23 protein-coding genes are annotated in these 22,643 nt (G+C 66.1%); 17 read left to right on the forward strand and 6 right to left on the reverse strand.

Annotated features, from left to right (window positions below; translation table 11 throughout):
- Nucleotides 1-6 precede the first annotated feature (6 nt).
- From ACPUD7_RS10710 to ACPUD7_RS10720, 3 genes are all read left to right on the forward strand, one after another.
- A complete protein-coding gene (locus ACPUD7_RS10710; protein ID WP_135539236.1) occupies nucleotides 7-1,095 on the forward strand; it encodes an MsnO8 family LLM class oxidoreductase in 1,089 nt (362 codons plus the stop codon).
- A gap of 470 nt (nucleotides 1,096-1,565) precedes the next feature.
- Complete coding sequence (locus ACPUD7_RS10715; RefSeq protein ID WP_240689716.1) at nucleotides 1,566-2,657, forward strand: C40 family peptidase; 1,092 nt, start codon at nucleotides 1,566-1,568, stop codon at nucleotides 2,655-2,657.
- A 159-nt stretch (nucleotides 2,658-2,816) separates the two neighbouring features.
- Nucleotides 2,817-2,990, forward strand: a complete 174-nt coding sequence (locus tag ACPUD7_RS10720) for a hypothetical protein (RefSeq protein ID WP_167854397.1) — start codon at nucleotides 2,817-2,819, stop codon at nucleotides 2,988-2,990.
- 33 nt (nucleotides 2,991-3,023) lie between these two features.
- Here the strand turns inward: ACPUD7_RS10720 and pepN are convergent, their stop codons facing one another.
- Nucleotides 3,024-6,110, reverse strand: coding sequence for an aminopeptidase N (gene pepN, locus ACPUD7_RS10725; protein WP_425119881.1), 3,087 nt, complete (start codon nucleotides 6,108-6,110; stop codon nucleotides 3,024-3,026).
- Nucleotides 6,111-6,195: 85 nt separating this feature from the next.
- Between pepN and ACPUD7_RS10730 the strand changes: the two genes are divergently transcribed.
- Nucleotides 6,196-7,347 (forward strand): FUSC family protein, encoded by a 1,152-nt coding sequence (locus ACPUD7_RS10730; RefSeq protein ID WP_425119882.1) that lies wholly within the window; start codon nucleotides 6,196-6,198, stop codon nucleotides 7,345-7,347.
- A gap of 77 nt (nucleotides 7,348-7,424) precedes the next feature.
- Here ACPUD7_RS10730 and ACPUD7_RS10735 read toward each other — a convergent pair whose 3' ends face one another.
- Nucleotides 7,425-8,168: a helix-turn-helix domain-containing protein gene (locus ACPUD7_RS10735; protein WP_425119883.1), complete on the reverse strand. Its 744-nt coding sequence runs from the start codon at nucleotides 8,166-8,168 to the stop codon at nucleotides 7,425-7,427.
- Between the two features lie 66 nt (nucleotides 8,169-8,234).
- Between ACPUD7_RS10735 and ACPUD7_RS10740 the strand changes: the two genes are divergently transcribed.
- From ACPUD7_RS10740 to ACPUD7_RS10765, 6 genes are all read left to right on the forward strand, one after another.
- The gene (locus ACPUD7_RS10740; protein WP_425119884.1) at nucleotides 8,235-9,152 is read left to right on the forward strand and encodes an AzlC family ABC transporter permease; all 918 of its coding nucleotides are present in this window, start codon (nucleotides 8,235-8,237) and stop codon (nucleotides 9,150-9,152) included.
- Nucleotides 9,149-9,622: an AzlD domain-containing protein gene (locus tag ACPUD7_RS10745; RefSeq protein ID WP_425119885.1), complete on the forward strand. Its 474-nt coding sequence runs from the start codon at nucleotides 9,149-9,151 to the stop codon at nucleotides 9,620-9,622. Before ACPUD7_RS10740 ends, ACPUD7_RS10745 begins: the two co-directional genes overlap by 4 nt.
- Nucleotides 9,623-9,806: 184 nt before the next feature.
- Nucleotides 9,807-10,118 carry a DUF2516 family protein gene (locus ACPUD7_RS10750; RefSeq protein WP_092010787.1) on the forward strand — a complete coding sequence of 104 codons (312 nt, stop codon included), beginning with the start codon at nucleotides 9,807-9,809 and terminating at the stop codon, nucleotides 10,116-10,118.
- A 13-nt stretch (nucleotides 10,119-10,131) separates the two neighbouring features.
- Nucleotides 10,132-10,941, forward strand: coding sequence for an alpha/beta fold hydrolase (locus ACPUD7_RS10755; RefSeq protein WP_425119886.1), 810 nt, complete (start codon nucleotides 10,132-10,134; stop codon nucleotides 10,939-10,941).
- Between the two features lie 34 nt (nucleotides 10,942-10,975).
- Nucleotides 10,976-12,466, forward strand: a complete 1,491-nt coding sequence (locus ACPUD7_RS10760; RefSeq protein ID WP_425119887.1) for a glycosyltransferase — start codon at nucleotides 10,976-10,978, stop codon at nucleotides 12,464-12,466.
- Nucleotides 12,467-12,516: 50 nt separating this feature from the next.
- A complete protein-coding gene (locus ACPUD7_RS10765) occupies nucleotides 12,517-13,227 on the forward strand; it encodes a YbjN domain-containing protein (protein ID WP_425119888.1) in 711 nt (236 codons plus the stop codon).
- A 39-nt stretch (nucleotides 13,228-13,266) separates the two neighbouring features.
- Here ACPUD7_RS10765 and ACPUD7_RS10770 read toward each other — a convergent pair whose 3' ends face one another.
- The gene (locus ACPUD7_RS10770; RefSeq protein ID WP_425119889.1) at nucleotides 13,267-13,794 is read right to left on the reverse strand and encodes an N-acetyltransferase family protein; all 528 of its coding nucleotides are present in this window, start codon (nucleotides 13,792-13,794) and stop codon (nucleotides 13,267-13,269) included.
- Nucleotides 13,791-14,834 carry a bile acid:sodium symporter family protein gene (locus tag ACPUD7_RS10775; RefSeq protein ID WP_425119890.1) on the reverse strand — a complete coding sequence of 348 codons (1,044 nt, stop codon included), beginning with the start codon at nucleotides 14,832-14,834 and terminating at the stop codon, nucleotides 13,791-13,793. Before ACPUD7_RS10775 ends, ACPUD7_RS10770 begins: the two co-directional genes overlap by 4 nt.
- Before the next feature lie 155 nt (nucleotides 14,835-14,989).
- On the opposite strand from ACPUD7_RS10775, the gene ACPUD7_RS10780 reads away from it, so the two are divergent.
- Entirely contained in the window at nucleotides 14,990-15,733 is a 744-nt protein-coding gene (locus tag ACPUD7_RS10780; protein WP_135539222.1) for a phosphoglyceromutase, read from the forward strand.
- A 99-nt stretch (nucleotides 15,734-15,832) separates the two neighbouring features.
- Here ACPUD7_RS10780 and phoU read toward each other — a convergent pair whose 3' ends face one another.
- Nucleotides 15,833-16,495: a phosphate signaling complex protein PhoU gene (gene phoU, locus ACPUD7_RS10785; RefSeq protein WP_425119891.1), complete on the reverse strand. Its 663-nt coding sequence runs from the start codon at nucleotides 16,493-16,495 to the stop codon at nucleotides 15,833-15,835.
- A gap of 313 nt (nucleotides 16,496-16,808) precedes the next feature.
- Here phoU and ACPUD7_RS10790 point away from each other — a divergent pair, with 313 nt between their 5' ends.
- Together ACPUD7_RS10790 and ACPUD7_RS10795 are read left to right on the forward strand one after the other, a co-directional pair.
- Nucleotides 16,809-18,218, forward strand: a complete 1,410-nt coding sequence (locus tag ACPUD7_RS10790) for a sensor histidine kinase (RefSeq protein ID WP_425119892.1) — start codon at nucleotides 16,809-16,811, stop codon at nucleotides 18,216-18,218.
- Nucleotides 18,215-18,898, forward strand: a complete 684-nt coding sequence (locus tag ACPUD7_RS10795) for a response regulator transcription factor (RefSeq protein WP_135539217.1) — start codon at nucleotides 18,215-18,217, stop codon at nucleotides 18,896-18,898. The genes ACPUD7_RS10790 and ACPUD7_RS10795 overlap by 4 nt, the downstream gene beginning before the upstream one ends.
- Nucleotides 18,899-19,058: 160 nt before the next feature.
- Here the strand turns inward: ACPUD7_RS10795 and ACPUD7_RS10800 are convergent, their stop codons facing one another.
- Nucleotides 19,059-19,610 carry a hypothetical protein gene (locus ACPUD7_RS10800; RefSeq protein WP_205683335.1) on the reverse strand — a complete coding sequence of 184 codons (552 nt, stop codon included), beginning with the start codon at nucleotides 19,608-19,610 and terminating at the stop codon, nucleotides 19,059-19,061.
- A gap of 354 nt (nucleotides 19,611-19,964) precedes the next feature.
- Between ACPUD7_RS10800 and ACPUD7_RS10805 the strand changes: the two genes are divergently transcribed.
- The 4 genes from ACPUD7_RS10805 to ACPUD7_RS10820 are packed head-to-tail and all read left to right on the forward strand — an operon-like array spanning nucleotide 19,965 to nucleotide 22,610.
- The gene (locus ACPUD7_RS10805; RefSeq protein ID WP_135539215.1) at nucleotides 19,965-20,447 is read left to right on the forward strand and encodes a CarD family transcriptional regulator; all 483 of its coding nucleotides are present in this window, start codon (nucleotides 19,965-19,967) and stop codon (nucleotides 20,445-20,447) included.
- Nucleotides 20,448-20,488: 41 nt separating this feature from the next.
- Complete coding sequence (locus ACPUD7_RS10810) at nucleotides 20,489-21,187, forward strand: IspD/TarI family cytidylyltransferase (protein ID WP_425119924.1); 699 nt, start codon at nucleotides 20,489-20,491, stop codon at nucleotides 21,185-21,187.
- On the forward strand, nucleotides 21,184-21,669 hold the full coding sequence (gene ispF / locus ACPUD7_RS10815; RefSeq protein ID WP_425119893.1) for a 2-C-methyl-D-erythritol 2,4-cyclodiphosphate synthase: 486 nt from the start codon (nucleotides 21,184-21,186) through the stop codon (nucleotides 21,667-21,669). The genes ACPUD7_RS10810 and ispF overlap by 4 nt, the downstream gene beginning before the upstream one ends.
- A complete protein-coding gene (locus ACPUD7_RS10820; protein ID WP_425119894.1) occupies nucleotides 21,666-22,610 on the forward strand; it encodes a hypothetical protein in 945 nt (314 codons plus the stop codon). The genes ispF and ACPUD7_RS10820 overlap by 4 nt, the downstream gene beginning before the upstream one ends.
- Nucleotides 22,611-22,643 lie beyond the last annotated feature (33 nt).

Here is a 22,643-nt window from a genome sequence, read left to right on the forward strand (position 1 = left end):
TTCGATATGAAGCTTTCCATCCTTGACCTCATCCCTGTTCGCACGGGGCAGACCACCGCAGACTCATTTGCCGCGTCGAAGCAGATCATCGAAACTGCCGACAGGCTCGGGTTCACCCGCTACTGGGTTGCCGAGCATCACAACATGCCATCCATCGCATCGACGATGCCCGGGCCCGAGCTCATGTATCTCGGTCAGGGAACCGAACGCATCCGCCTCGGATCCGGCGGAGTCATGCTTCCCAACCACGCGCCCCTGGCCGTGGCTGAACTCTTTGCTCTGCTTTCCGCGGTCTACGGCGATCGTATCGACCTGGGAATCGGCCGGGCGCCCGGAACCGACCCGGTCACTTCTGCGGCAATGCGCGGCCACCTCGGTGAAGGACGAATGGTCGACCGTGAGGGCAACACCATCGATCCGGTGCAGCAGTTCCCTCAGCACGTCATCGATACCCTCAGCCTGATGCAGCCTGATGGGATGCGAGTTCCGCTGCACGGCGGACGCGAACATGTACTCAAAGCAACCCCCGCCGCGGTGCCCGGCACCCAGCCGCTGCCGTGGCTGCTCGGCTCCTCCGGGTACTCGGCTCGACTGGCCGCCGAACTCGGCATGCCCTACGTCTTCGCCAACCACTTCGCCTCCGGAGCAACGACCGGCATGAAGATCTACCGCGACAACTTCACCCCCGGCAGCTACGGAGACCAGCCGCAGACCTTCGTCACCGCCAACGTCGTCGTCGCACCCACCGAAGAAGAAGCCCAGTTGCGCTCGGAGCCATTCCTGCTCCAGATGTCGCGCCTGCGCACCGGAGGGCCCATGGAGAAACTGCACTTGGCAGGCGACGACGTCCGGTCGGTCATGACCGACCGTGAGCGGATGGTCGGCGAAGAACTGTCGACCAACTGGATCATCGGTGACCCGAAATCTGCAGCCGCGCAGCTCGAGGAACTCGCCGCGCGCTTCGAAGTCGACGAAATCATGATCCAGCCGATCGCCGGAGCAATGGAAGGCGAAGACGTGCGCGAAGATCCCGGTCGAATCGAGACGATCGAGCTCCTTGCCGCAGAACTGCTCGACACAGCAGCCGAAACCTGATTCCAGGACGAAACGGATGCAGCCTGAGGTTTTTCGCCGGTCGGCTCACGTCCCTCACGTCCGATGCTCTGTGCCGGTCGGTTCACCTCCCTCACCTCCGATGCCTTGCGCCCGACGGCTGATGCCTGGCCCCTGAAACTGTTGGACTTGTATTGACCGGAGCAGAGCCTCCTCAGCAGCTCGATCCGGTGGTATCCGGCGATTCGATGCGGGGCCGAAGTCTCGGCTCCGCATCGATTCGAGCAAGTGGGCTTCAAACCGCAGGCCGATCGCGTTATCCTGTCACAGTGTCATGAATGCTGGCCGTCATCAGACAGTCAGTAGAATTGTCACCGTGCTGTGACCCGAAGCCAGTGCGATCACCCTCTTGAGGGAGACCGCTCCGGCAGCGAAAGCAGTACGCCGAGGGCGCTCGCGCAACTTCGGAGACTTCCCCCACGCGGGCCTGCAGCCCGCAGACCGAAAGAGAAATGATGCGTACCAAAATTGCTGTTTCGGCAGCACTTGGGGTCGGACTGGTTTTCGGCGCCGGTGCTCCCGCACTGTCGAGTAATCTGTCCTCGGCCGACGCCGCGAAATCATCAGGCATCTCGGCTGATGTCGTTCCCGGCCAGGAACTCGAACCGATCACCGACGGAAAGATCGAAAAGGGCGAAACGGCCTACGTCGATGTCACTGTGGCGACACTGTGGACCGACCCGAAGGCACCGCGCAAAGTGGACAAGCCTGCCCTCAGCCATCCGGTCGACCTCAAGAAGTGGAACAAGAACCTCAAATCCACCGAGGTGCGGCGTGGCCTGACAGGCAAGACCGAGACGCAGGCAACCTACGGTTCGGAAGTCACCGTCCTCGACATCAAGGGCAGCTGGGCCAAGGTCAGCGTCAAGGACCAGAAGACCCCGAAGAACAAGAAGGGATACCCCGGCTGGCTGCCGACGAAGCAACTGGTCGAGAACGACCGCTTCGGAAAGCTCCGCGATGCGCAGCCCCGCGCCGTTGTGACCACGCCCAAGAGCGAACTCGAAGGCATTGAGTTCACCAAGGACGCCGGAGCCGACGTCAGCTTCAACGTCGACCTGCCGCTCATCGCCCAAGACGTCGACGATGTTCGTGTCGCTCTCCCCGGGGGAGGGGCTGCCTGGATCGATATCGACGATGTTGACGTCTACGACGTCGGTGAGAAGCCTGAGAAGCCCAGCGGCAAAGACCTCGTGAAGACCGCGAAGCAGTTCGACGGCCTCCGCTACCTGTGGGCCGGAGTCTCCGCATACGGATTCGACTGCTCAGGATTCACCTACTCGATCTACAAAGCCCACGGCATCGACCTGCCTCGCGACTCGGGAGACCAGGCGAAGGCCGGCAAGGCCGTGTCGTCGTCGAACCTCAAGGCCGGAGACCTGCTCTTCTTCTCGACTTCTACGGGAACCGTCCACCACGTCGGCATGTACGTCGGCGACGGCAAGATGATCCACTCGCCGAACGCGTCGAAGGACGTCTACGTCACCGATTGGAAGAAGTGGGATACGGGCAACGAATTCTCCGGAGCCCGCAGGATCCTCTGACCCCGAAGCCAGCAGCCGGACGGTTCGGTGCTGCTGACAGGCTCACAGATGGCCGGTGCCCCGCGATGGGGCACCGGCCATCTGCGTCCATGTCGAGTGCACCGGTCTGCTGCGCAGGAAGCGCGCGGAGCTGGTGTCCATCGAACGCGCGCGGAACTGGTGCGCAACGAAGACACAGAACCGGTGTACAACGAACGCGCGGAACTGGTGTCCAATGAACGCGCGGAGCTGGTAGGCATCGAACGCGCGGAACCGGTGCACTTCCAACGCACGGATGTCATCGACGCTGGAGAGCGAACGGCCGCCTCGGCGAGAACAGCTGCACGAGCGTGAGCAGGAACCCGCGGCCCGCAGCGGACCCGTGGATCAGTGACGGGAACTCTGCGTCGACTTGAGGAAGACCGCGCGGGCCAGATCGTCGCGGCGTTCGATGACCAGACGGCGCAGAGCCGCGGGGGCACCCGGGTTGGCCGCCAGCCAGGCATCGGTCTTCTCTACGACGGCTTCCTCGTCGATCGACCACTTCGGGTAGAGACCGAGCACCAGGCGCCGAGCGATCTCGATCGAATTGTCCATCCAGAAACCGAGCAGACCCGCGAAATACGCGTCGACATAGCCCTCGATGAGCGGCAGCGCGCTCGGTGCGACGAACCCGGAGATGATGGCTGAGAGCACGTCATTGCTCAGCGCACCCGCCTCGCGGATGGCCTCCCAAGCGCGGATCTTGACGATCGGCAGAGGCAGCGCAGCACTGGCCGTCTCGGCATGGAGCCGGCCCGAAGAGCTCGGATCCGACTGGTTCTCCCGCGCGATGTCCGTCTGATCCGCCCAACCGAGGCATACGAGCGCCGTGAGAGCATTCCACCGCAGCGCATGATCGTTGACGAGACCGCGGAACGGCAGCGTCGCCGTCGAATGCACGGCGCCGCCGGAACTGCCGGCACCACCGGAACCGCCAGCACCACCGGCATCACCGGCGAAACCAGCGTCGCCAGAATCACCAGCGCCACCAAGATCGCCATCAGCCTGGACCGGAGCCTCCGGGTACATGCGGTCGATCTCCTCGCCGACGGGCACGGCGAGGATCTGACTGGCGAATCCGCGCCCCATGGCCACGGCCGAACTGTCGCTCGCGCAACGTGCCGTCCGCGAAGTCAACGCCAGCACGAGGTTCGCCAAATGCAGCTGAGCGTCGGAACCGGCCTTCGCCGCGGCCAGAGCATCGAGCGCCGCTCCCAGCAGGCCGGTGATCGCGGCATCGAAATTCCGATCCGCCACCCACTGATCGATGCAGGTCAGAGCCGTCTGACTGAGCCCGGCCATGATCCCCGCATGGCTCTCCTTGCCGAGGCTGCGAGCATAGGCCTTGAGGTACTTCTGCACCGGCATGAGCCCATCGCGGACCGCATTGTCCAAAGCCGACCACACGAGAGCCCGCGACAGGGGATCGGTGATCCGTGACGCCGAGGTGACCGCCGCCTCCGTCGACTCCGGATCCAGGCGCACACGCGCATAGTCGAGATCGTTGTAGTTGAGCAGAGTGATCACACCGGCGCTGCGCCCGATGAGCGGCTCGACCTCGGCGGATTCCGTGGAGAACTCGAACCGGAACGTATCGAGCGGAACGATCTCCCGCCCCGACCGACCGAGCGTGGCGATCTCGAACGTATGCGGGCGCAGCAGCGCCGCACCCTCGGCAGAATCGGCCTGAGTGATGATCGCACCCGTGATCGTCTCGGACCCAGACCTTCGCCGAGGCGGCTCGACCGTGGACGCGGACGCCGAGTCAACGCTGGCACCGGCAGACCCGGAATCGTTCTCGACCGAACTCGCGCCGGCTTGGCCGGCACCGGCATCGCCGGGGCCGCGCAGCCGGGCTCCCGTGCTCGAGGCCACTCGTATTCGGGACCCCGCGCCATACGCATCAGCCCCAGCCCCCGCGCCATACGCCCCAGCCCCCGCGCCAAACGCGTCAGCCCGGGCTCCCACTCCAGCCGAGGAATCACCGGCCGACGACGCATCGGACGTGGTCAGCTGCAGGGACAGCTCGGACACCCCGGACGTGCCCAGCCACGCGCCCGCCCAATTGGCGATGTCACGGTCGGGAGCCGCCTCGGCGAGGCATTCGAGGAAGTCCGCGAGCTCGGTGTTGCCGTACTCGAACCGCTTGAAGTACAAGCGGGATCCGGCGAAGAACGCCTCCCGGCCGACGAACGCAACGAGCTGCTTGAGCACAGACGCGCCCTTGGCATAGGTGATGCCGTCGAAGTTGAGCTTCGCGGCCTCGACATCGGGGATGTCGGCGACGATCGGGTGCGTTGTCGGGTAGAGGTCCTGCGTGTACGCCCACGCCTTGCGCCGCAGGGCGAAGGTCACCCAGCCGTCGGTGAAGCGCGTGGCCTCGGCGAGCGCCAGTCCGCCCATATAGTCGGCGAACGACTCCTTGAGCCAGAGGTCGTCCCACCATTTCATCGTCACAAGATCGCCGAACCACATGTGCGCCATCTCGTGGAGGATGACGTTCGCGCGCGATTCGTATTGGGCGTCGGTGACCTTGTCGCGGAAGATCAGGCTGTCGGTGAACGTCACCAGTCCCGGATTCTCCATCGCCCCGAGGTTGTACTCGGGGACGAAGATCTGATCGTACTTGCCCCACGGGTAGGGGTAGTCGAATTCGGAGGTGAAGAAGTTCAGCCCGGACTTCGTGATCGAGAAGATGTCGTCGGCATCGAGATGATCGACGAGGCTGGCCCGCGTCCACGCGCCCAGCTGCACCGTCTGCCCGGTGCGCGGATCCTTCCATTCGTCCCGCGCGCCCTCGTACGGGCCCGCGGTGATGCAGGTGATGTAGCTCGACTGCGGGAGAGTCGGCTCGAAATGGTGGGTGACGACTCCCGCCGAGGTGGAGTCACCGGTCTGTCCCGTGCGCGGTCCCGGCCCCGGTTCCGTGCTCGCCTCGCCGCGGTTCGACAGGACCTGGAAATGGGCGGGCGCGGTCACGGAGAAGATGAACTCGGCTTTGAGGTCGGGCTGATCGAAGTTCGCGAACACTCGCCGGGCGTCGGTGGGCTCGTACTGCGTATAGAGGTAGACCTTGCCGTCGGCAGGATCGGTGAAGCGATGCAGTCCCTCGCCCGAAGTCGAATAGCGAGCCTGCGCCTCGATGGTCAGGCTGTTGCGGCCGGCGCGGACGGGGAACGTGACACGAGCACCGTCGAACACCTCGGCGGGAGGGAGCATCTCACCATTGATCTGCACAGAGGTGACGGAATCGGCGATGAGGTCGATGAATGTCGAATCGACGAAACGAGCGGTGAAATCGACGACGGTGCGGGAGAGGTAGGTCTGGTCATCGGTCTCGGCGTTGCTGACATCGATGTGAACGGTGTAGGTATCGACTTCGAGCAGCTGTGTCCGATTCTGCGCTTCGTTTCGGGTGAGATTCGTTGTCATTCAATAGCCTCCTCGGCGGACAGACTTTAGCATGCCATATTTCCGGTACTCTGAGTACAGCACCGGCGAATGGCAGAGGGGACTGATGGCAGAGATTCGGGTCGGCGGACTGCCTCGGCGAGGGTTCGACGTCGTCTCCCATCGCCTGCGTCTGGGTCTCAAGCGCGTGTGGGTGAACTCCGGTCAGCTGATCCAGATCCCCATCGCCGCGACCGCCGCCTACACCTTCTGCGTCTATGTGCTCGGCCACCCGTACCCGTTCCTCGCCGCGGTCGCCTCCGCTGTCGGAATCGGCCCCGTCGCTGACCGCCGCCTGCGACGCGCCTTGGAGATCGGCATCGGCGCCACCTTCGGTGTGCTCGTGGGAGAGATGCTCGTCAACCTCTACGGTTCCGGCATCTGGCAGCTCGCGCTGACCCTGGTCATCGGGCTGGTCATCGGCACGATCCTCAACTCCGGCGGCATCTTCATCACCCAGATCGCCGTCCAATCCGTCTACGTCGTCGTGGTTCCGGCCACCGCCACGTCCATGCCGTTCCCTCGCACCCTTGATGCTCTGACGGGGTCGGTGTGCGCGATCCTGCTCGCCTTCCTCATCCCGCGCGACGCGAGGAAGGTCCCCAGGCGTCTGGCCGCGGACATGCTCGAGGAGATCGACGATGTCCTCACGATGATGAAACGCGCCCTCCAGGACGCCGACACCTCCATGGCTGGCAGCGCCCTCGAACGTGCCCGCGAAACCCAGAACATCATCGACTCCTGGGGGTCATCGCTGCGGATCTCCCGCGAAGCCGCGAAGATCAACGCCCGCGCGCGCCGGCACGCCGCCGAGGTGACCCGACTCGCCCGCGCCCATACCTTCTCCGACCGTGCGATGCGCACCATGCGCGTGATCGCCCGCCGCGTTGTCGGCATCACCGAGCTCGGCGTCGACAAACCCGTCATCGCCGTTTACGTCGGTTCCTTGGCCGAAGGGGCCAAGAAGCTCGAGATCGCGCTGCGGCGCGGCACCGATCGCTCCCTCGCCGAGGCGGCCCTGTCCGAAGCGGCGGGCGCCCTGGATCCGCGTGCGAACTCCGATTGGGACATCCACGACGAATCCCTCGTCCTGCTCCTGCGCACCGTCGCCGTCGACCTGCTCCAAGCAGCCGGGCTGACTCGAGACGAGGCCCAGTCGCGGCTGCCGCCGCTGGACGATACGGCCGCCGAGGCCGACGAAGGCCCGATCGTCGAGTAGAAGGCGTACGTGCCTCGGCGACGGGTCGTCAGGGTGCGCCGGAAATCCGAGCCGGGCTCGGCCTGCGGTCCGATCCCTCAGGTGCTTTCGACGACGAAGACGGCGTTCGTGCCGGGTGCGAGTGCCGTGAAGCGATGCGGCTGGTCTCCGGGATGGGTGAGATAGTCGCCGACGCCGAGTTCGAAAGACTGCCCGAGCACCTCGATGCGCGCTGCCCCGTTGCCGAGGATGACGTGCTCGATCGTTCCCTGCGGGTGCGGCTGAGACTCTCTCGGCTCGCCGGGTTCGGCCTGGATGAAGTAGATGTCGCGTCGGGAGTGCGCCGGAGACGGTGACAGCAGCGTGGCCACATAGTTCGCCGTCGTCGACGGCAGGCTGGGCATTTCGCCGACGTGCTGCAGGGCCACTTCGTGCGGGGGCGGGTCGAGCAAGCGGGCCAAGGGGATGTCGAGTGCGGCGGCCAGTGCCCACATGGTCTCCAGGCTCGGATTGCCGGTACCGGTTTCGAGCCCGGACATCGTCGACTTGCCGATCCCCGCCCGCCGTGCGACCTCCGAAAGCGACAGCCCGGCACGAACGCGTTCGCGCTTGAGCGCGGCCGCGATCTGTTCACTCGGCGACAGTCCGGGTGCGGGATCTGCCGACCGACCGGCCGGCAGATCGGCCGACGCATCCTGCACATCGGCCTGCCCGTCGGCAGGCAGATCGGCCTGCGCACCGGCCGACGCATCCGGCAGATCCGCCGGAGCATCGGCCGACGGACGGGCCGACAAATCGGCCGAGAGATCATCGGGCGTGGAGTCGTGGCGTCGAGAACTCATACGTTCACTATAGCGGCAAGCTCGTTCGGGTTGACGAACAACAGCACGGAGTGCACTGTATAGAACATGGGTTCATTATTTCGTACGGCTGAGCGGGCGCTTCCGCGGACTCGGAATCGGTTCGGAGCGCGCCGCGTCGAGCGGACGCTTCCGGGTTCGATTTATCGGGCCGTCGCCATCGTCACCGTCACGATCATCGCGGTTGCGTTGTCGTACGGCGCGATCTCTGCGGTCTCCGGGTTCGCGTGGTGGCAGACTCTTCTGCTGGCGATGTTCGCCCTCGGCGGTGCCGCGGAATTCACCTTCGTCGGCGTCATCGCCGCTGGCGGTGCGCCGATCCTCGCGGTCCTCGCCGGGCTGCTCGTCAACACCCGCAACTTCGCCTTCGGCGTCGCCGTCGGACCCTATTTCCCGCAGGATTGGCGCGCCCTCATCGCCTCCCACTGGATCAATGACGAGTCGACCGCGATCTCGCGCACCGGGAGAAACGACCGTGCGAAATGGCATGCCTTCCTTCTCATGGGCGCCTCGATCGCTCTCATGTGGCCCAGCGGTGCCATGGTCGGGCAGTGGCTCGGCAACGTCATCGACGCCGACCTGCTCGGCCTCGACGCCGCATTCCCGATCATCCTCTTCTGCCTCATCCGCGGAGACCTGAAGAACCGCGCGACGCTGTCACTGACTCTCGTCGGCATCCTCGTCGCGGTCTGTCTGACCCCGGTGCTGCCGCTCGGCCTGGGCGCGGTGACCTCGCTGTCCGTCTTCGTGCTCGTCGCGGCCGGTTGGGCCGTGCGTTCGACGCTGCGTCGCCGTCGTGAGACACAACATGCGCGCGATGGCGACCGCAATGGGGCAGAGCGTTCCGCTGTTCGGCAGGATTCGTCCCAGCCCACCACCAGCATCGCCGGCCCCGGAACCGATCGGCCCAGCACCGTCAGCCGCGGAACCGACCAGTCCAGCACTGCAGGGGAGGACCGCCGATGAACGCTGGAGACTTCCTCATCGCCCTGGCGGCGCTGAGCATCGGAACCTACCTCATGCGGTTTGCCGGGGTGAAGCTCGGCGCGGCAATCGCCACGAAGGGTCGCCGCCGCACTCCGGTGACCGCCTCGGTGGGAGCGGAGGGGGATCCGACTGGTGCGGATGCACCTGCCGCCGGTGGTGGAGACTCCGCCACCGCTGCCGGAGGCGCGGGCCCTGCCGCTGTCGAGAACGCCGCCCCCGCCGACTCGACCGAACGGGTGACCAAGTGGATGGATCGGGCCACGGTCGTGCTCATCGGCGCCGTCTTCGCGACCACCGCGATCTTCGACGGCAAGGACATCGCCGACCCGGCCCGGCTCATCGGCGTCGGGGTCGGTGTGTTCGCCGCAATCGTGCGCGTGCCGATGCTGCTCGCCGTCGCCATCGGCATGGCCGTGTGCGCGGTCATCCGCATGACCGGCATCCTCTGAGGCTGTCTGCCCCGCTGTCCACCTGTGCCTCAGCCCCGTCGGTCAGCTCGAGGCTGCCCAGATGCGGCCCCGCTGCCCATCGACGCGCAGTCGCGCTGAGAGACCGGTGGGACGCGGGTGGGCACTCGCCGAGGATTCGCCTCCGGGGCCTGACCTCGACGAGTGCGATTGCTAGGCTGTGGGGATGGAATACATCGCGGGCTTTCAGCGTCTCGTCTTTCTCGCTCTGACGGTGGCCGCATTCGTCGTCCAACTGTGGGCGTTCATCGACTGCCTCCGCTTCAAGGATGAGAACTACCGCGCCGTGGACAAGCAGAGCAAGAAGTTCTGGGTCATCCTCCTCGGCGTCGGACTCGCGCTCGCCCTCATCGCCCTCCCGCCGATGGGCATGAGCATGATCTTCCTCAACATCATCGCCCTCGTGGCCGGCATCGTGTACCTCACCGATGTGCGTCCGAAGGTCCGCGCCGTCGACCCGCGCTACCGCAACCGCTGAGCCCCCGCATCGCATGAGCCCAGACCTCAACCTTCCGGGTCCCGAATCCGGCTACATCGCCACGTTCGGATCCGGCGAACCGCACACCCTGTTGGGCCACGGATTCGCCGGCGCGATCCGCGACACCCGCCCCTTCGGCACCGGTATCAGCGGCACCCGCCACTTCCTCCACCTGCCCGGACACGGCGGCCGTCCCTCACCCGGTCCCGGGTGGACCTACCCGCAGATCGGCAGGGTCCTCGCCGAAGCCGTGGAGACCACCTCGGCGAGCCGCGCCCTGGGCGTGTCGATGTCCGCCGGGGGTCTGCTCCACCTGCTGAGCACCGCCCACCCAACCGTGCGCGGCCTCGAGAAGGTCGCTCTCGTCCTCCCCGCCTCCTTCACCGGATTCCCCGCCGAGGTGGCCACCGCCAACCGCTCCTACCTGGAGCAATTGCGCGGCTTGGTCGCCGACGAGGACATCGACGGCATCGTCGATCTCATGCTCTCCCGCGAACCCGCCGAGGTGGCCCAGATGCTTCCCGCCCGGGCGTGGACGAAGGCGAAGGCCGAGAACCTCATCGGCACCGACATGTCCGACGGCCTCGGACTCGCCCTCGAAACGGCCGTCGACGACACAGCCGTGGCCGCCGAGAACCTGCGGGCCTTCCCCGGCGAGATCCTGATCCTCACCCACGAAGACGATTCCGCTCATCCGGTCGCCATCGCCGAGGGGATCCATCGTGCGATCCCGAACTCCCGCCTCGAGGTGCTGCCGGCCGGTTCGATCCTGTGGCGCGGGCGTCACGAGGTGCGGCGCATCCTCGGCGAATTCTTCGGATAGTCACCAGACCGAGGTCGTTGGCTAGACTGTCTCCGTGCGCATCTGTGTCCTCTCCCTCCACACCTCTCCCGCGGCCCAACCGGGCCAGGGCGACGCCGGTGGAATGAACGTCTACGTCGACCAGACGGTGCGCGCGCTCTCCGCCGCCGGTCACCGTGTCGACGTGTTCACCGCCGACCCGGGCGGACTCGACGGCACGGGCGCGGGTGATGCAGCCGGCACCGTGGGAGAGCGGATGGAACTCTCCGAATCCATCACCATCCACCATCTTTCCGTCGGCGCGACGACGAAGGACGAGCTCGCCGATGCCATTGACGAACTCGCGCAGCTGCTCATCGACCATCCGGATTTTCGCGCCGCGGAGTTCGTGTGGGCCCACTATTGGATCTCCGCCGAGGCGGCCCTGCGCACCCGTGAGATCGCCGGTGAGGTCGCAGACGAGATTGCAGGTGGGGCCACAGGTGGGACTGCAGGTGGAGCCCCCATCGCGGTGAGCATGCACACGATCGGCGCGGTGAAGAACCGCGACTCCGAAACCAGCCACGAACGGCCCCAGCGGCTGGAAGCCGAAGAGCGGATCGCCGCGGAGGCGGACCTGCTCGTCGCCGCGACACCCGTTGAACGCCGTGACCTCATCACCGAACTGCGCGCCGAGCCGGACACCGTGGTCGTCGCCCGTCCCGGCGTCGACCATGCCCTCTACGTACCCGGAACGAAGTCGGCGGCCCGCGAACGACTCGGCTTCTCCGACGACGAAGCCATCGTCCTCTACGTCGGGCGGATGCAGTTCATCAAGGGCACCGATGTCGCCGTCGACGCCCTGGCCGACCTGCGCGAACGGGACCCGCACCTGGCCGCGCGGACCCGCGGAATCCTCCTCGGCGCGGTCTCCGGGATCGACACCGGACGTACGGCGCAGATCTCGTCAGTGCACCCTGCGATGTCGCAGCCCGCGACGACGAACTCGACAACGCAACCCGCGACGCCGCAACCCGCGAAGCCGCGGCCCGCGATGCCGCAATCCGCGGCGCCGCGGCCCGGCGGTGCGTCCTCGTCGTACCTGCGAGGGCTGAACTCGGCGATCGCCTCCGAGCCCAGCGTCGAAGTCCGCCCGCCCGTGCCCTCGCACATCCTCGTCGACTACTACCGGGCCGCCGATGTGCTCATCGTGCCCTCTCGCAGCGAGTCGTTCGGACTCGTTGCCGCGGAAGCGGCGGCGTCGGGACTGCCGGCGATCGCCTCGGCGGTGGGAGGACTGCCCGAAATCGTCGAACACGGCCATTCGGGGCTGCTCATCGCCGACCACAACCCGCACCACTGGGCGACGGCGATCGAAACCCTGCTGCGCGATGCGGATCTGCGCACCGAACTCGCCGGCCACGCCACGGCGCGCGCCGAACGCTTCGACTGGTCCCGCACCGTCGCGGCCGTCCTCGACGCACTGCCCGAATCGGCCGGTCGCTCCAGCCGATCCGAGCTGTCCGAAGCGGCATCACGGCGGTCGGAAGCCCTCGGAGCGTGCTGAAGGACTAGAGTCGGCGGTGAGCATGAAGGCCGAGCGAAAGGCGTGAGAGCATGAGCACCGACACCGAGGCGATCCTGGAAGGTGTGCGCACCTGGGCCGAGGCCAACGATGTTCCCGTCGACTCGGTGGAGGACGCGGAGATCGTCGTGACCCTGCCGGGGGAGAAGAAGCTGAAGACGAACGTCGCGATCAGCGTCTTCGCCCGCACCGCTCACCTGCAGGCCTTCGTCATCCGCCACCCCGATGAGAACCCGGCCGCATTCAACCGGTGGCTGCTGCAGAAGAATCTCAGGCCCGGACCGGTGGCCTTCGCGATCGACAGCCTCGGCGATGTGTATCTGCGGGCGAGCGTGCCCAGGGACCATCTGCTCGACGAGCTCGACACGCTGCTCGCCGCGATGCTCTCGACGGCGGATTCCTCATTCAACGAACTCCTCCTCATCGGCTTCATCACCGGGATGAAGAAGGAATGGGCGTGGCGGGTCAGCCGCGGAGAATCGACGCGGAATCTCGCCGCGTTCGAGAAGGTGCTCAGCGGAGAAGACAACGAATTCCTCGGCACCTTCGACGATTCTCAGGCGCAGCTGCCCGAGACGACGGCGATCGCTGGCAGCCCTCGGACCACGAGCGAAGACGGCGCGGATGAGCAGGCCACGAGCGAAGACGGCAGCGCGCGTACTGCGAACGGAGACGGCGCGGATGAGCAGAGCGCGGAGTCGAGCGGGGAATCCGATAGGGCGCAGGACGAGCACGGACGCTGACGGCGAGAGCGGCCAGGCCCGATCCGAACCGCAGCTCACTCAATCGAGGGAGAGTTTGAGACCCTCGTGGCTGGCGACATAGCCGAGCCGAGCATAGAAGCGGTGCGCATCGGTGCGTGAGCGGTCAGTCGTCAGCTGTGCGATGCCTGCCCCGACGCGACGACCGCAGGCGTGCGCCCATTCGAAGACCGCCGTGCCGAGTCCGATTCCCTGCGCGGCCGCACCGACGCGCACCGCCTCGATCTGCAGCCGCAGCGTGCCTCGCCTGGACAGGCTGGGAATGAGGCTCAGCTGCAAGGTCCCGACCACAGCGGAATCCTCCTCCACGGCCACGAGCAGCTGATTCGGGTCGGCTGCGATGAGCGCGAACGCGCGATGGTAGGCGGCCGCGTCTGTGCTGGCAGGAGCTTCTCGAGAGGCGCCGAGGACGTCATCGCGCAGCAGCGCGATGAGGGCGGGCACATCGGATTCGGCGGCCCGACGGACCGTGAACGTCCGTCCCGACACCTCGAGGACCTCGGGACGGAAGGAGTCGAAGCCTCGGCCCGGAGCCGCCTCGGTGCTCAACCCCGGGTCTCCTCGGTGGGGCCGGTGCCGACCGACGCCGTTTCGCGATGAGCGGCCCCGACCGGGGGCTTGCCGTAGGGGCGGCGGGCGAAGACCGAGGCGAGCAGGGCACCGGAGACGTTGTGCCACACACTGAAGACCGCGCCGGGCAGAGCCGCCAGCGGCGAGAAGTAGGTCGTGGCCAGGGTCGAGGCGAGCCCGGAGTTCTGGAGCCCGACCTCGAACGACAGAGCCCGGCGGGTCGGAGTGTCGAGGCGGCAGGCGGCGGCCACGCCGTAGCCGACGCCGAGTCCGAGCAGATTGTGTGTGACCACGGCCAGCAGCACGAGCACCCCGGCGGTCGCGATCGAACCGGCCGAACCGGCCACGACGATGGCGACGATGTAGGCGATCGACACCGACGCCAGCCACGGCAGCACGGGCGCGATCAGGTCGACGAACTTCGAGGCGAATATGCGGATGATCACGCCGACAATGACCGGCACGAGCACGGTCTGACAGATCGAGACGAACATCGACCAGAACGGCACATCCATGTAGGAACCGGCCAGCCACAGGGTCAGCAGCGGGGTGAGGATCGGTGCACACAGCGTCGACAGAGTCGTGATCGACACCGACAGAGCCGTATCGCCCTTGGCCAGATAGGTGACGACATTCGACGCCGTGCCGCCGGGCGCGCAGCCGACGAGGATGACGCCGACGGCGATCTCGGCGGGAAGCGAATAGACGGTGACGACGAGGAGGCCGAGCAGCGGCATCGCCACGAACTGCGTGACGACGCCGAGGACCGCGATCCACGGGCGCTTGGCGATGCGGGTGAAGTCCGGCAGGGTCAGCGTCAGTCCCATGAAGAACATGACGACGCCGAGAGCCCAAGTGATCGACGGCGCAAGAGGCGTGAACGCCTCGGGGAGGAGGAATCCGAGGACGCCTGCGATGATGACGAGGACCGGCAGTGCCGTGACCGCGATGATCGAGCTGCGGTCGGCGGCGGGAGCGTCAGAGCTCGCGGGGGACTGGTGTATCGGTGCGTCAGACATGCGCTCAGACTACTCTCGGCGTTTTGTGATGCGAGACACTGAGCCGAATGATGAGACACCGGTCAGGTCCGCGCAGCGCTCGTGCCACGGGCCCGGGGATTGCTCGTGCGACGAGCCCGGGAGACGCCCGCGCACTCTCGTGCCAAAATGGTGCCATGACGTATAACCTCATCCTGCTGCGCCACGGCGAGAGCGAATGGAACCAGAAGAATCTGTTCACCGGGTGGGTCGATGTGACCCTCACCGACAAAGGCCGTGCAGAAGGCCAGCGCGCCGGTGAGCTGCTGCGCGAAAAGGGCCTCATCCCGGACGTCGTCCACACCTCCCGTCTCAAGCGGGCGATCCTCACCGCGAACCTCGCGCTCGAGGCCGCTGACCTGTCCTGGCTCGACGTTCACCGCAGCTGGCGCCTCAACGAACGCCACTACGGTGCGCTGCAGGGCAAGAACAAGAAGGAGATCCGGGAGGAGTTCGGCGAAGAGCAGTTCATGACCTGGCGCCGCTCCTTCGACACTCCGCCGCCGGCGCTGGCCGACAGCTCGGAATTCTCGCAGGCCGGTGAGGCTCGCTACGCCAACCTCGGTGATTCGATGCCCCGCACCGAGTGCCTCGCCGATGTCATCGACCGCCTCCTGCCCTACTGGTACGACGTCCTCGTCCCCGAACTCACCGTCGGCAAGACCGTGCTCGTCGCCGCTCACGGCAACTCGCTGCGCGCGCTGGTCAAGCACCTCGACGGAATCTCCGATGCCGATATCACGGGACTCAACATCCCCACCGGCATCCCGCTGCACTACGAACTGACCGAGGATTTCACCCCGGTCACGCCCGGCGGCACCTACCTCGATCCCGAGGCCGCTGCTGCCGCCATCGGCCAAGTGGCCAACCAGGGGCGCTGAGAGCTGAGGTCTCGGCCGCCTGGCCGGCCCGAACGCAAACGATGATCGCCGAGGTGGAAGCCCCACCTCGGCGATCATCGTTCTTCGTTCGCGGCGCCGTCACTTCTTCGACAGATGCGGCTCCCAATTGCCGGTGAGCAGGTATTCGACCTTCTGCGACACCGACACCGCGTGATCGCCGAAGCGCTCGTAGTAGCGCGAGAGCAGCGTGACATCGGCGATGTGGCGCGGGGCCAGCGAGCCTGCAGGCACCTCGGCGAGCTTGGCGAACACGCTCAGGTGCAGTTCGTCGAGCTCCTCGTCGATGGCGTTGATAGTGGGCACATCGGTCAGGCCGGGGTTCGACAGCAGCCGCTGTGTCGCCTCGGCGATCTTCTCACCGGACTCGCCCATGCGCGCGAACGTCGACTCGAAGACCTCCGGGATCGCCGATTCCGGGTAGCGGATGCGCACCTGCTGAGCGATGTGACGGGCGAGGTCGCCCATCCGCTCGAGCGATGCCGACATCCGCAGCGATCCGATGACGGCACGCAGATCGGCGGCCACCGGAGCCTGCAGCGCGAGCATCTCAGCGGCCTGCTGGTCGAGGGTGAACTGCATGTTGTCGATGACGGCGTCGGCCTCGATGACCTGCTCAGCCAGCTCCAGGTCATTCGCATGCAGCGCCTGGTTGGCCAGACGGATCGCATCGAGGGTCTTGGTGGACATGCCGACCAGCTGGGTGGCCAGATCGTCCAGTTCGTTTCTGAAGACTTCGCGCATTGGCGGCGGATCCTTACTCTCGGTCGTGCGAGGAGTTCCTCATCGGAACGTCGGTGGGTGTGCGTGCCCGATCTGTGCGTTCGGGTCTGCGCCTCCGGGGCTGTGCCTTCGGGTGCTGTGCTTTCGGGTGCTGTGCTTTCGGGTCTGCGCCCGGAAGCGGGCAGATTCGGGTGGGGGAGCGCAGGCACACAGACGTCAGCTTCGCAGAGACGGGTGAACGTCGCTTGTCGGGAAGGTGAATTCCTCGGCAAATAGGTCACGCGTCGGTGAATTCGGTGCACCGAGACGATGGACAGCGCCTAAGCTTGAGACTGTGGATCTCTTAGTAGTGGCGGTCCTGACCGGCGTCGTCGGCCTGGGCCTGGGCATAGCGGGCATTCTCGCGTTCCGTTTCAGCGAACGCTCCCGCGATGCTGCCGATCTGCATTCCGAAGACGACCTGCCCGAAGGCATCGCCGAAGTCCTCGCCGTCCTGCCCTCGGCCGCGATCGTCGTCGACGCCGGCGACGACGTCGTCAAAGCCTCACCCGCCGCGTACACATTCGGCCTGGTCAGAGGCCATTCGCTGGCATCATCGGAGATGCTGGGCGTCGTCGGCCGCGTCCGCGCCCGGGGCCTCATCGAAGAGATCGACCTCGAGCAGAAGCGCGAGAACTCCGACTCCGTGCTTCGCTTCCTGCACGCCCGCGTCGCGCCCTTGGGCACGTCCTTCGTCCTCGTCCTCTGCGATGACCAGACCGAATCCAAACGCGTCGACGCCGTCCGCCGCGACTTCGTCGCCAACGTCTCCCACGAACTCAAGACCCCGATCGGAGCGATGGCGCTCCTCGCCGAGGCGGTCACCGACTTCGCCGACGACCCCGCCGCCGTCGAACGCTTCGGCGGGCGGATGCAGCGAGAGTCGAAGCGGTTGACCCAGCTCGTCCAGGAGATCATCGACCTCTCCCGCGTCCAGGACCACGCGGCACCCGCGACGACAGAGAAGATCTCCGCCGCCGAGGTGGTCGACGACGCCGCCGACCGGGCCCGCACGCGTGCGGAAGGCAAGAACATCCACATCGAGATCTCCCCGCCCCGGGACCTGCTCATCGAGGGCAACTACGAACTGCTCGTCAACGCCGTGCGCAACCTCATCGACAACGCCATCAACTACTCACCCGACGGCACCCGCGTCGGGGTCGGGGTCGACCTCGTCGACGAACGCGTCGAGATCGCCGTGACCGACCAAGGCATCGGCATGTCTGCGCAGGACACCGAACGCGTCTTCGAACGCTTCTACCGCGTCGATCCGGCCCGGTCGCGGATCACCGGCGGCACCGGGCTGGGACTGAGCATCGTCAAGCACATCATCGCCACCCACGGCGGCGAAGTCCGGGTGTGGAGCCGGCTCGGAAAGGGATCGACCTTCACGATCGTGCTCCCGCTGGCCGGAACCGCGCCCGAGCACTCGGCGAGCGATTCGGCCCCCGAAGGCGTGCTCATCGAACATTCCGCGAATCCGGCGGGCACCGCCTCGGTGCGGGGCAGGACAGGCTCGGCGGATGATGCCGACGACGACACCGCCTCGGCGAATGCCGGCGACGATGCGCACAATGACGTCGTGGACGACACGACGCCCGGCGCTGGTGATAATGGAAACGGCGGCGACGCCACCCGAGCCGAGAAGACCGGCTCACCCGAAGAACTGACCGATGAAAGCGAACAAAGGAAGCTCACAACGTGACTCGTATTCTGCTTGTCGAGGACGAGGAATCGTTCTCGGACCCGCTGTCGTATCTGCTCGGTAAGGAAGGGTACGAGGTGACGGTCGCCGATGACGGACTCAGGGCTCTGGCGGAATTCGACCGCAGCGGCGCCGACCTGGTCCTGCTCGACCTCATGCTCCCCGGGGCGTCCGGCACCGAGGTCTGCCGCGAGCTGCGCGCGAAGTCGAACGTGCCGATCATCATGCTCACGGCCAAGGATTCGGAGATCGACAAGGTCGTGGGGCTCGAGCTCGGCGCCGATGACTATGTGACGAAGCCGTACTCCTCGCGTGAGCTGCTGGCCCGAGTGCGTGCGGTGCTGCGTCGCAATGTCGAAACCGATGACTTCGAGGACGAGTCCGTGCTTGAAGCCGGGGGAGTGCGCATCGACGTCGAACGCCACGTCGTGTCGGTCCGTGGTGAGGAGCTGTCGATGCCGCTGAAGGAATTCGAGCTGCTCGAGATCCTCGTGCGCAACTCCGGACGGGTGATGACCCGCGGTCAGCTCATCGACCGGATCTGGGGCGAAGACTATGTCGGCGATACGAAGACCCTCGACGTCCACGTCAAACGCCTGCGCGCGAAAGTCGAGGAGAATCCCTCCGAACCGCGCCTGCTCACGACCGTGCGCGGACTCGGGTACAAGTTCGAGGCCTGAACCAGCCGGCGGGCCGGGACCGGCTGGACTTGGCCGGCACGCTGGGTTCGACAGGTTGGTCGGCGGGCCGGGCCCGCACTCGGTCGACGATCGGCAGTGAATGCGAAAGGAGCCGCTCACTTCGAGTGAGCGGCTCCTTCGTGTTCGCGGAGGGAAGAGGTCAGCCGTTGACGCTGCCGGTTCCTTCGGCGGCGTCAGCGCTTTCGCTGGGCACACTCGACGGCGACTCGGACGGCACGTACTCCTTGTAGTACGGGAGCACATCGCTGAGCAGCTGAGTCTGGATCGTCTTCTCGTCGCTGCCGCTCTTCACAGTGACGTCGACGAGGTCACCGGGCTCGGCATCGAGACCGTCGACCGTGATGACTTCCTTCGCCGAGGTCTCGGGGCTGTTCGGGTCCTGGACGAAGGTGTCGCCCGCCTTGACCGATTCGCTCACCGATGTGCCGGCGACATCGATGGACACCTTGGCATTGTCCTCGCCCTTGTTGATCAGAGTGAAGAACAGCTGTGCCGGACCGCTGCCGGACTTGTCCGTGATGAGCATGAGCCCACGGAGTTCGACGTCACCAACTGTGCCCGAGGCTCCATCGCCGCCGTTGTAATGGTATTCGGCGGTCTGATGGGGAGACAGCAGGCTTGCACATCCGCTGACGGGGATAACGAGAGCGAGTGCGGCAACGGCGAGGGCCGCGCGGTTGTGCCGTTTCATTATGCTCCTTGAAGTGGCAATACAAGATCAGTCTGTATACTACCCGGTTTTTGACCCGCTGTAGAACCGCATCCCGGGTGCGGACGAAAGCCTGCTGAGGAAACGGAGCCTCATGGCGCCGTGGCGTGGGTCGAGTTCATGGGAAGTTCATTTCCCGACGGGATCGGCTCACCTGCTCGATCCGTGATGACGGCAATGCGCCCGATGCCGATATTCGCGCTGGCGAGGCCGCCGATCGGCGATTCCCACGAGCCTCGGGAGGCGGAGCCTAGCATGAAGATTCGTTACCCTGAACGATTTCTGTGGCGCGCCTCATGGTAAACTGGGATTCCGCGAAAGGGGTTTGAAGAGAATATGAGTTTCCAGGTCGGCGACACTGTTGTCTATCCACATCACGGTGCAGCGACAATCCAAGAAATCAAGAAGCGATCCATCAAAGGTGAGGAGAAACTGTATCTCAAGCTCCAGGTCGCCCATGGTGATCTAGTGATCGAGGTTCCCGCTGAGAACTGCGATCTCGTCGGTGTGCGAGACGTCGTCGGCGAGGAAGGCGTGGAGAAGGTCTTCAATGTCCTCCGCGCAGAGTTCGTCGAAGAGCCCGCGAACTGGTCGCGCCGTTACAAAGCGAATCTGGAGAAGCTGCAGTCCGGTGACGTCATCAAGGTCGCCGAGGTTGTGCGTGATCTCTGGCGCCGCGAGCAGGACCGCGGCCTGTCGACCGGGGAGAAGCGCATGCTCTCGAAGGCTCGTCAGATTCTCGTCTCCGAACTCGCCCTGGCTGAGAAGAAGGAAGAGTCCGAGGCGGAAGCGCTTCTGGACGAAGTGCTCGCATCCTGAGCACCTGTGTCATCATCCCGGCCGCAGGGTCGGGATCGCGTCTGGGTTGCAATGAGCCGAAGGCCTTCGTCCGTCTTCACGGGCGGAGCCTTCTGGCCCGCAGCCTCGAGACGACCCTCTCCTCGGGAGTCGCCTCCACAATTGTGGTGGCAGCTCCCGAGGAGTTTCTTTTCCGCGCACGCGATGAAATCGCCGCGGCAATGGCTGATGCGGAATGCGAAACTTCAATTACAGCCGTAGCAGGCGGTTTAGACCGAATCGAGTCAGTGCAAATCGCCTTGAAATATGCCGCAGACTCCGAAATCGTCCTCGTCCACGACGCGGCGCGCTGTCTCACCCCGCCCGAGGTGTTCTCCCGCGTGCACGCGGCAGTGCGATCCGGTGCCGAGGCGGTCGTTCCGGTGCTGCCGATGATCGACACCGTTCGGCGTGCTCTGCCGAGCGAATCGGCAGGAGCGGAGCCGACGGAAGTCCTGCGCGGTGACCTCGACCGGTCACGCCTGCGCCGGGTGCAGACTCCCCAGGGTTTCAGAACCGCGACCCTGCTGCGCGCCCATGCCCACCACCGCTCCGAGGCCGCCCCGGCGACCGATGACGCGGGATTGGTCGAACGCCTCGGCGTCGACGTCGTGGCCGTGCCCGGGCACGAGGAGGCGCTGAAGATCACCTACCCACTCGACCGCATCCTCGGCGAACAGCTGGCCCGGATGCGCGATGCGAACGCAGGAGGACCGCAATGACCGCGATCATTCCCCGCACCGGCATCGGCGTCGACGTCCATGCCTTCTCCACCGACCCGGACCGCGAACTCTGGATCGCCGGTCTGCTGTGGCCGGGACAGCCTGGGCTGTCCGGACATTCGGATGCCGACGTCGCCGCCCACGCATGCTGCGATGCGCTGTTCTCTGCCGCCGGACTCGGCGACCTCGGCGAGCACTTCGGCGTCGACCGCCCGGAGTTCGCGGGCGCCGCGGGTGCCGAACTGCTCGCCGAGGCGGCCAGAATCGTCCGATCCGCCGGTGTCGAGATCGGCAGCATCGCCGTCCAAGTCATCGGCAACCGGCCGAAGATCGGCAGTCGCCGCCACGAAGCCCAGCAGACACTGTCTGCGGCCGTGGGGGCCTCGGTCTCCGTCTCCGGCACGACCTCGGACGGGCTCGGGCTGACCGGCCGCGGCGAGGGGATCGCGGCCATGGCCACCGCCCTCGTGTACCCGTCATGAGAGTCCTCTTCCAAGGGGCCGGCGCCATCGGCATCGCCGGGGCCGCCCTCTTCACCGATTCCCACGACGTCGCTGTCGTCTCCCGCACCGGGGGTGACCAGCCGCGGAACGCGTACCCGCGGCGAGTCAGTGACCTTGATCCGACCGACTCCGACTCCGGCTCCGGCTCCGCCGGCTGGACAGTGAATCGGGTCGCGGCGACTCGAAGGGTGACGGTCACCGGGTGGGAGCGGGCGCGCGAAGCGGCTCCCTGGGATCTCATCGTCTTATCCACCCGGCCGGGCGACCTCGACCCGGCGGTCGCCTCGGCGATTCGGGAGATCTCTCCGAGCTTCGTTGCGATCACCAGCCAGGTCGACGGTGACCTCGAGCGGGCGCAGAGGGAATTCCCCGACGCCGAGGCGGTCATCTTCGGTCCGGCGTTCCTGTCCGAACGCGTCGAAGCCGGCACAGTCGCCGCCGGGCGCGAGGTCCGCTACTGGGCACCGGCGGGGCTGCCGCGATTCCTCATCGGCGGGAGCAGGAATGGGGTGCGCTCACTGGCTCGCGGACTCGGTGGGCTCGTCCAGCCCGTGCCGCTCGTCGCCGTGTTGGCACCGCCAGCCGTGTTCATCCCCTTCGTCGCCGAACTGAGCATCCGAGACGGCGACTGGGCGGCACTGAAATCACACCTGAAACGCCCCGCGCTTGCCGCCGCCGAGGCGGTCCGAACACGTTTGGGAATGCGAGTTCCCTTCTCCGGGCACCTCGCTCGGTTCGTGCTGAAGACGATGGAGACCATCGTCCCGATCGACGTCACCGCATATGCGGGCCGACATTTCGCCCGTCACAGAGGTCAGACACGGGACATGCTCACCGGGTGGGCGTCATCCGGGCATCCGACACCGACGCTGAAAGAGCAGTTGGCGGCGCTGGACGAACAGACGGCGGTGCGCGCATAGAGGCAGCGGCGCGCGCATAGGCGGTGGGGCAGG

Origin of the sequence: Brevibacterium sp. FAM 24630, assembly GCF_049804075.1 — a bacterium.
Lineage (GTDB): Bacteria > Actinomycetota > Actinomycetes > Actinomycetales > Brevibacteriaceae > Brevibacterium.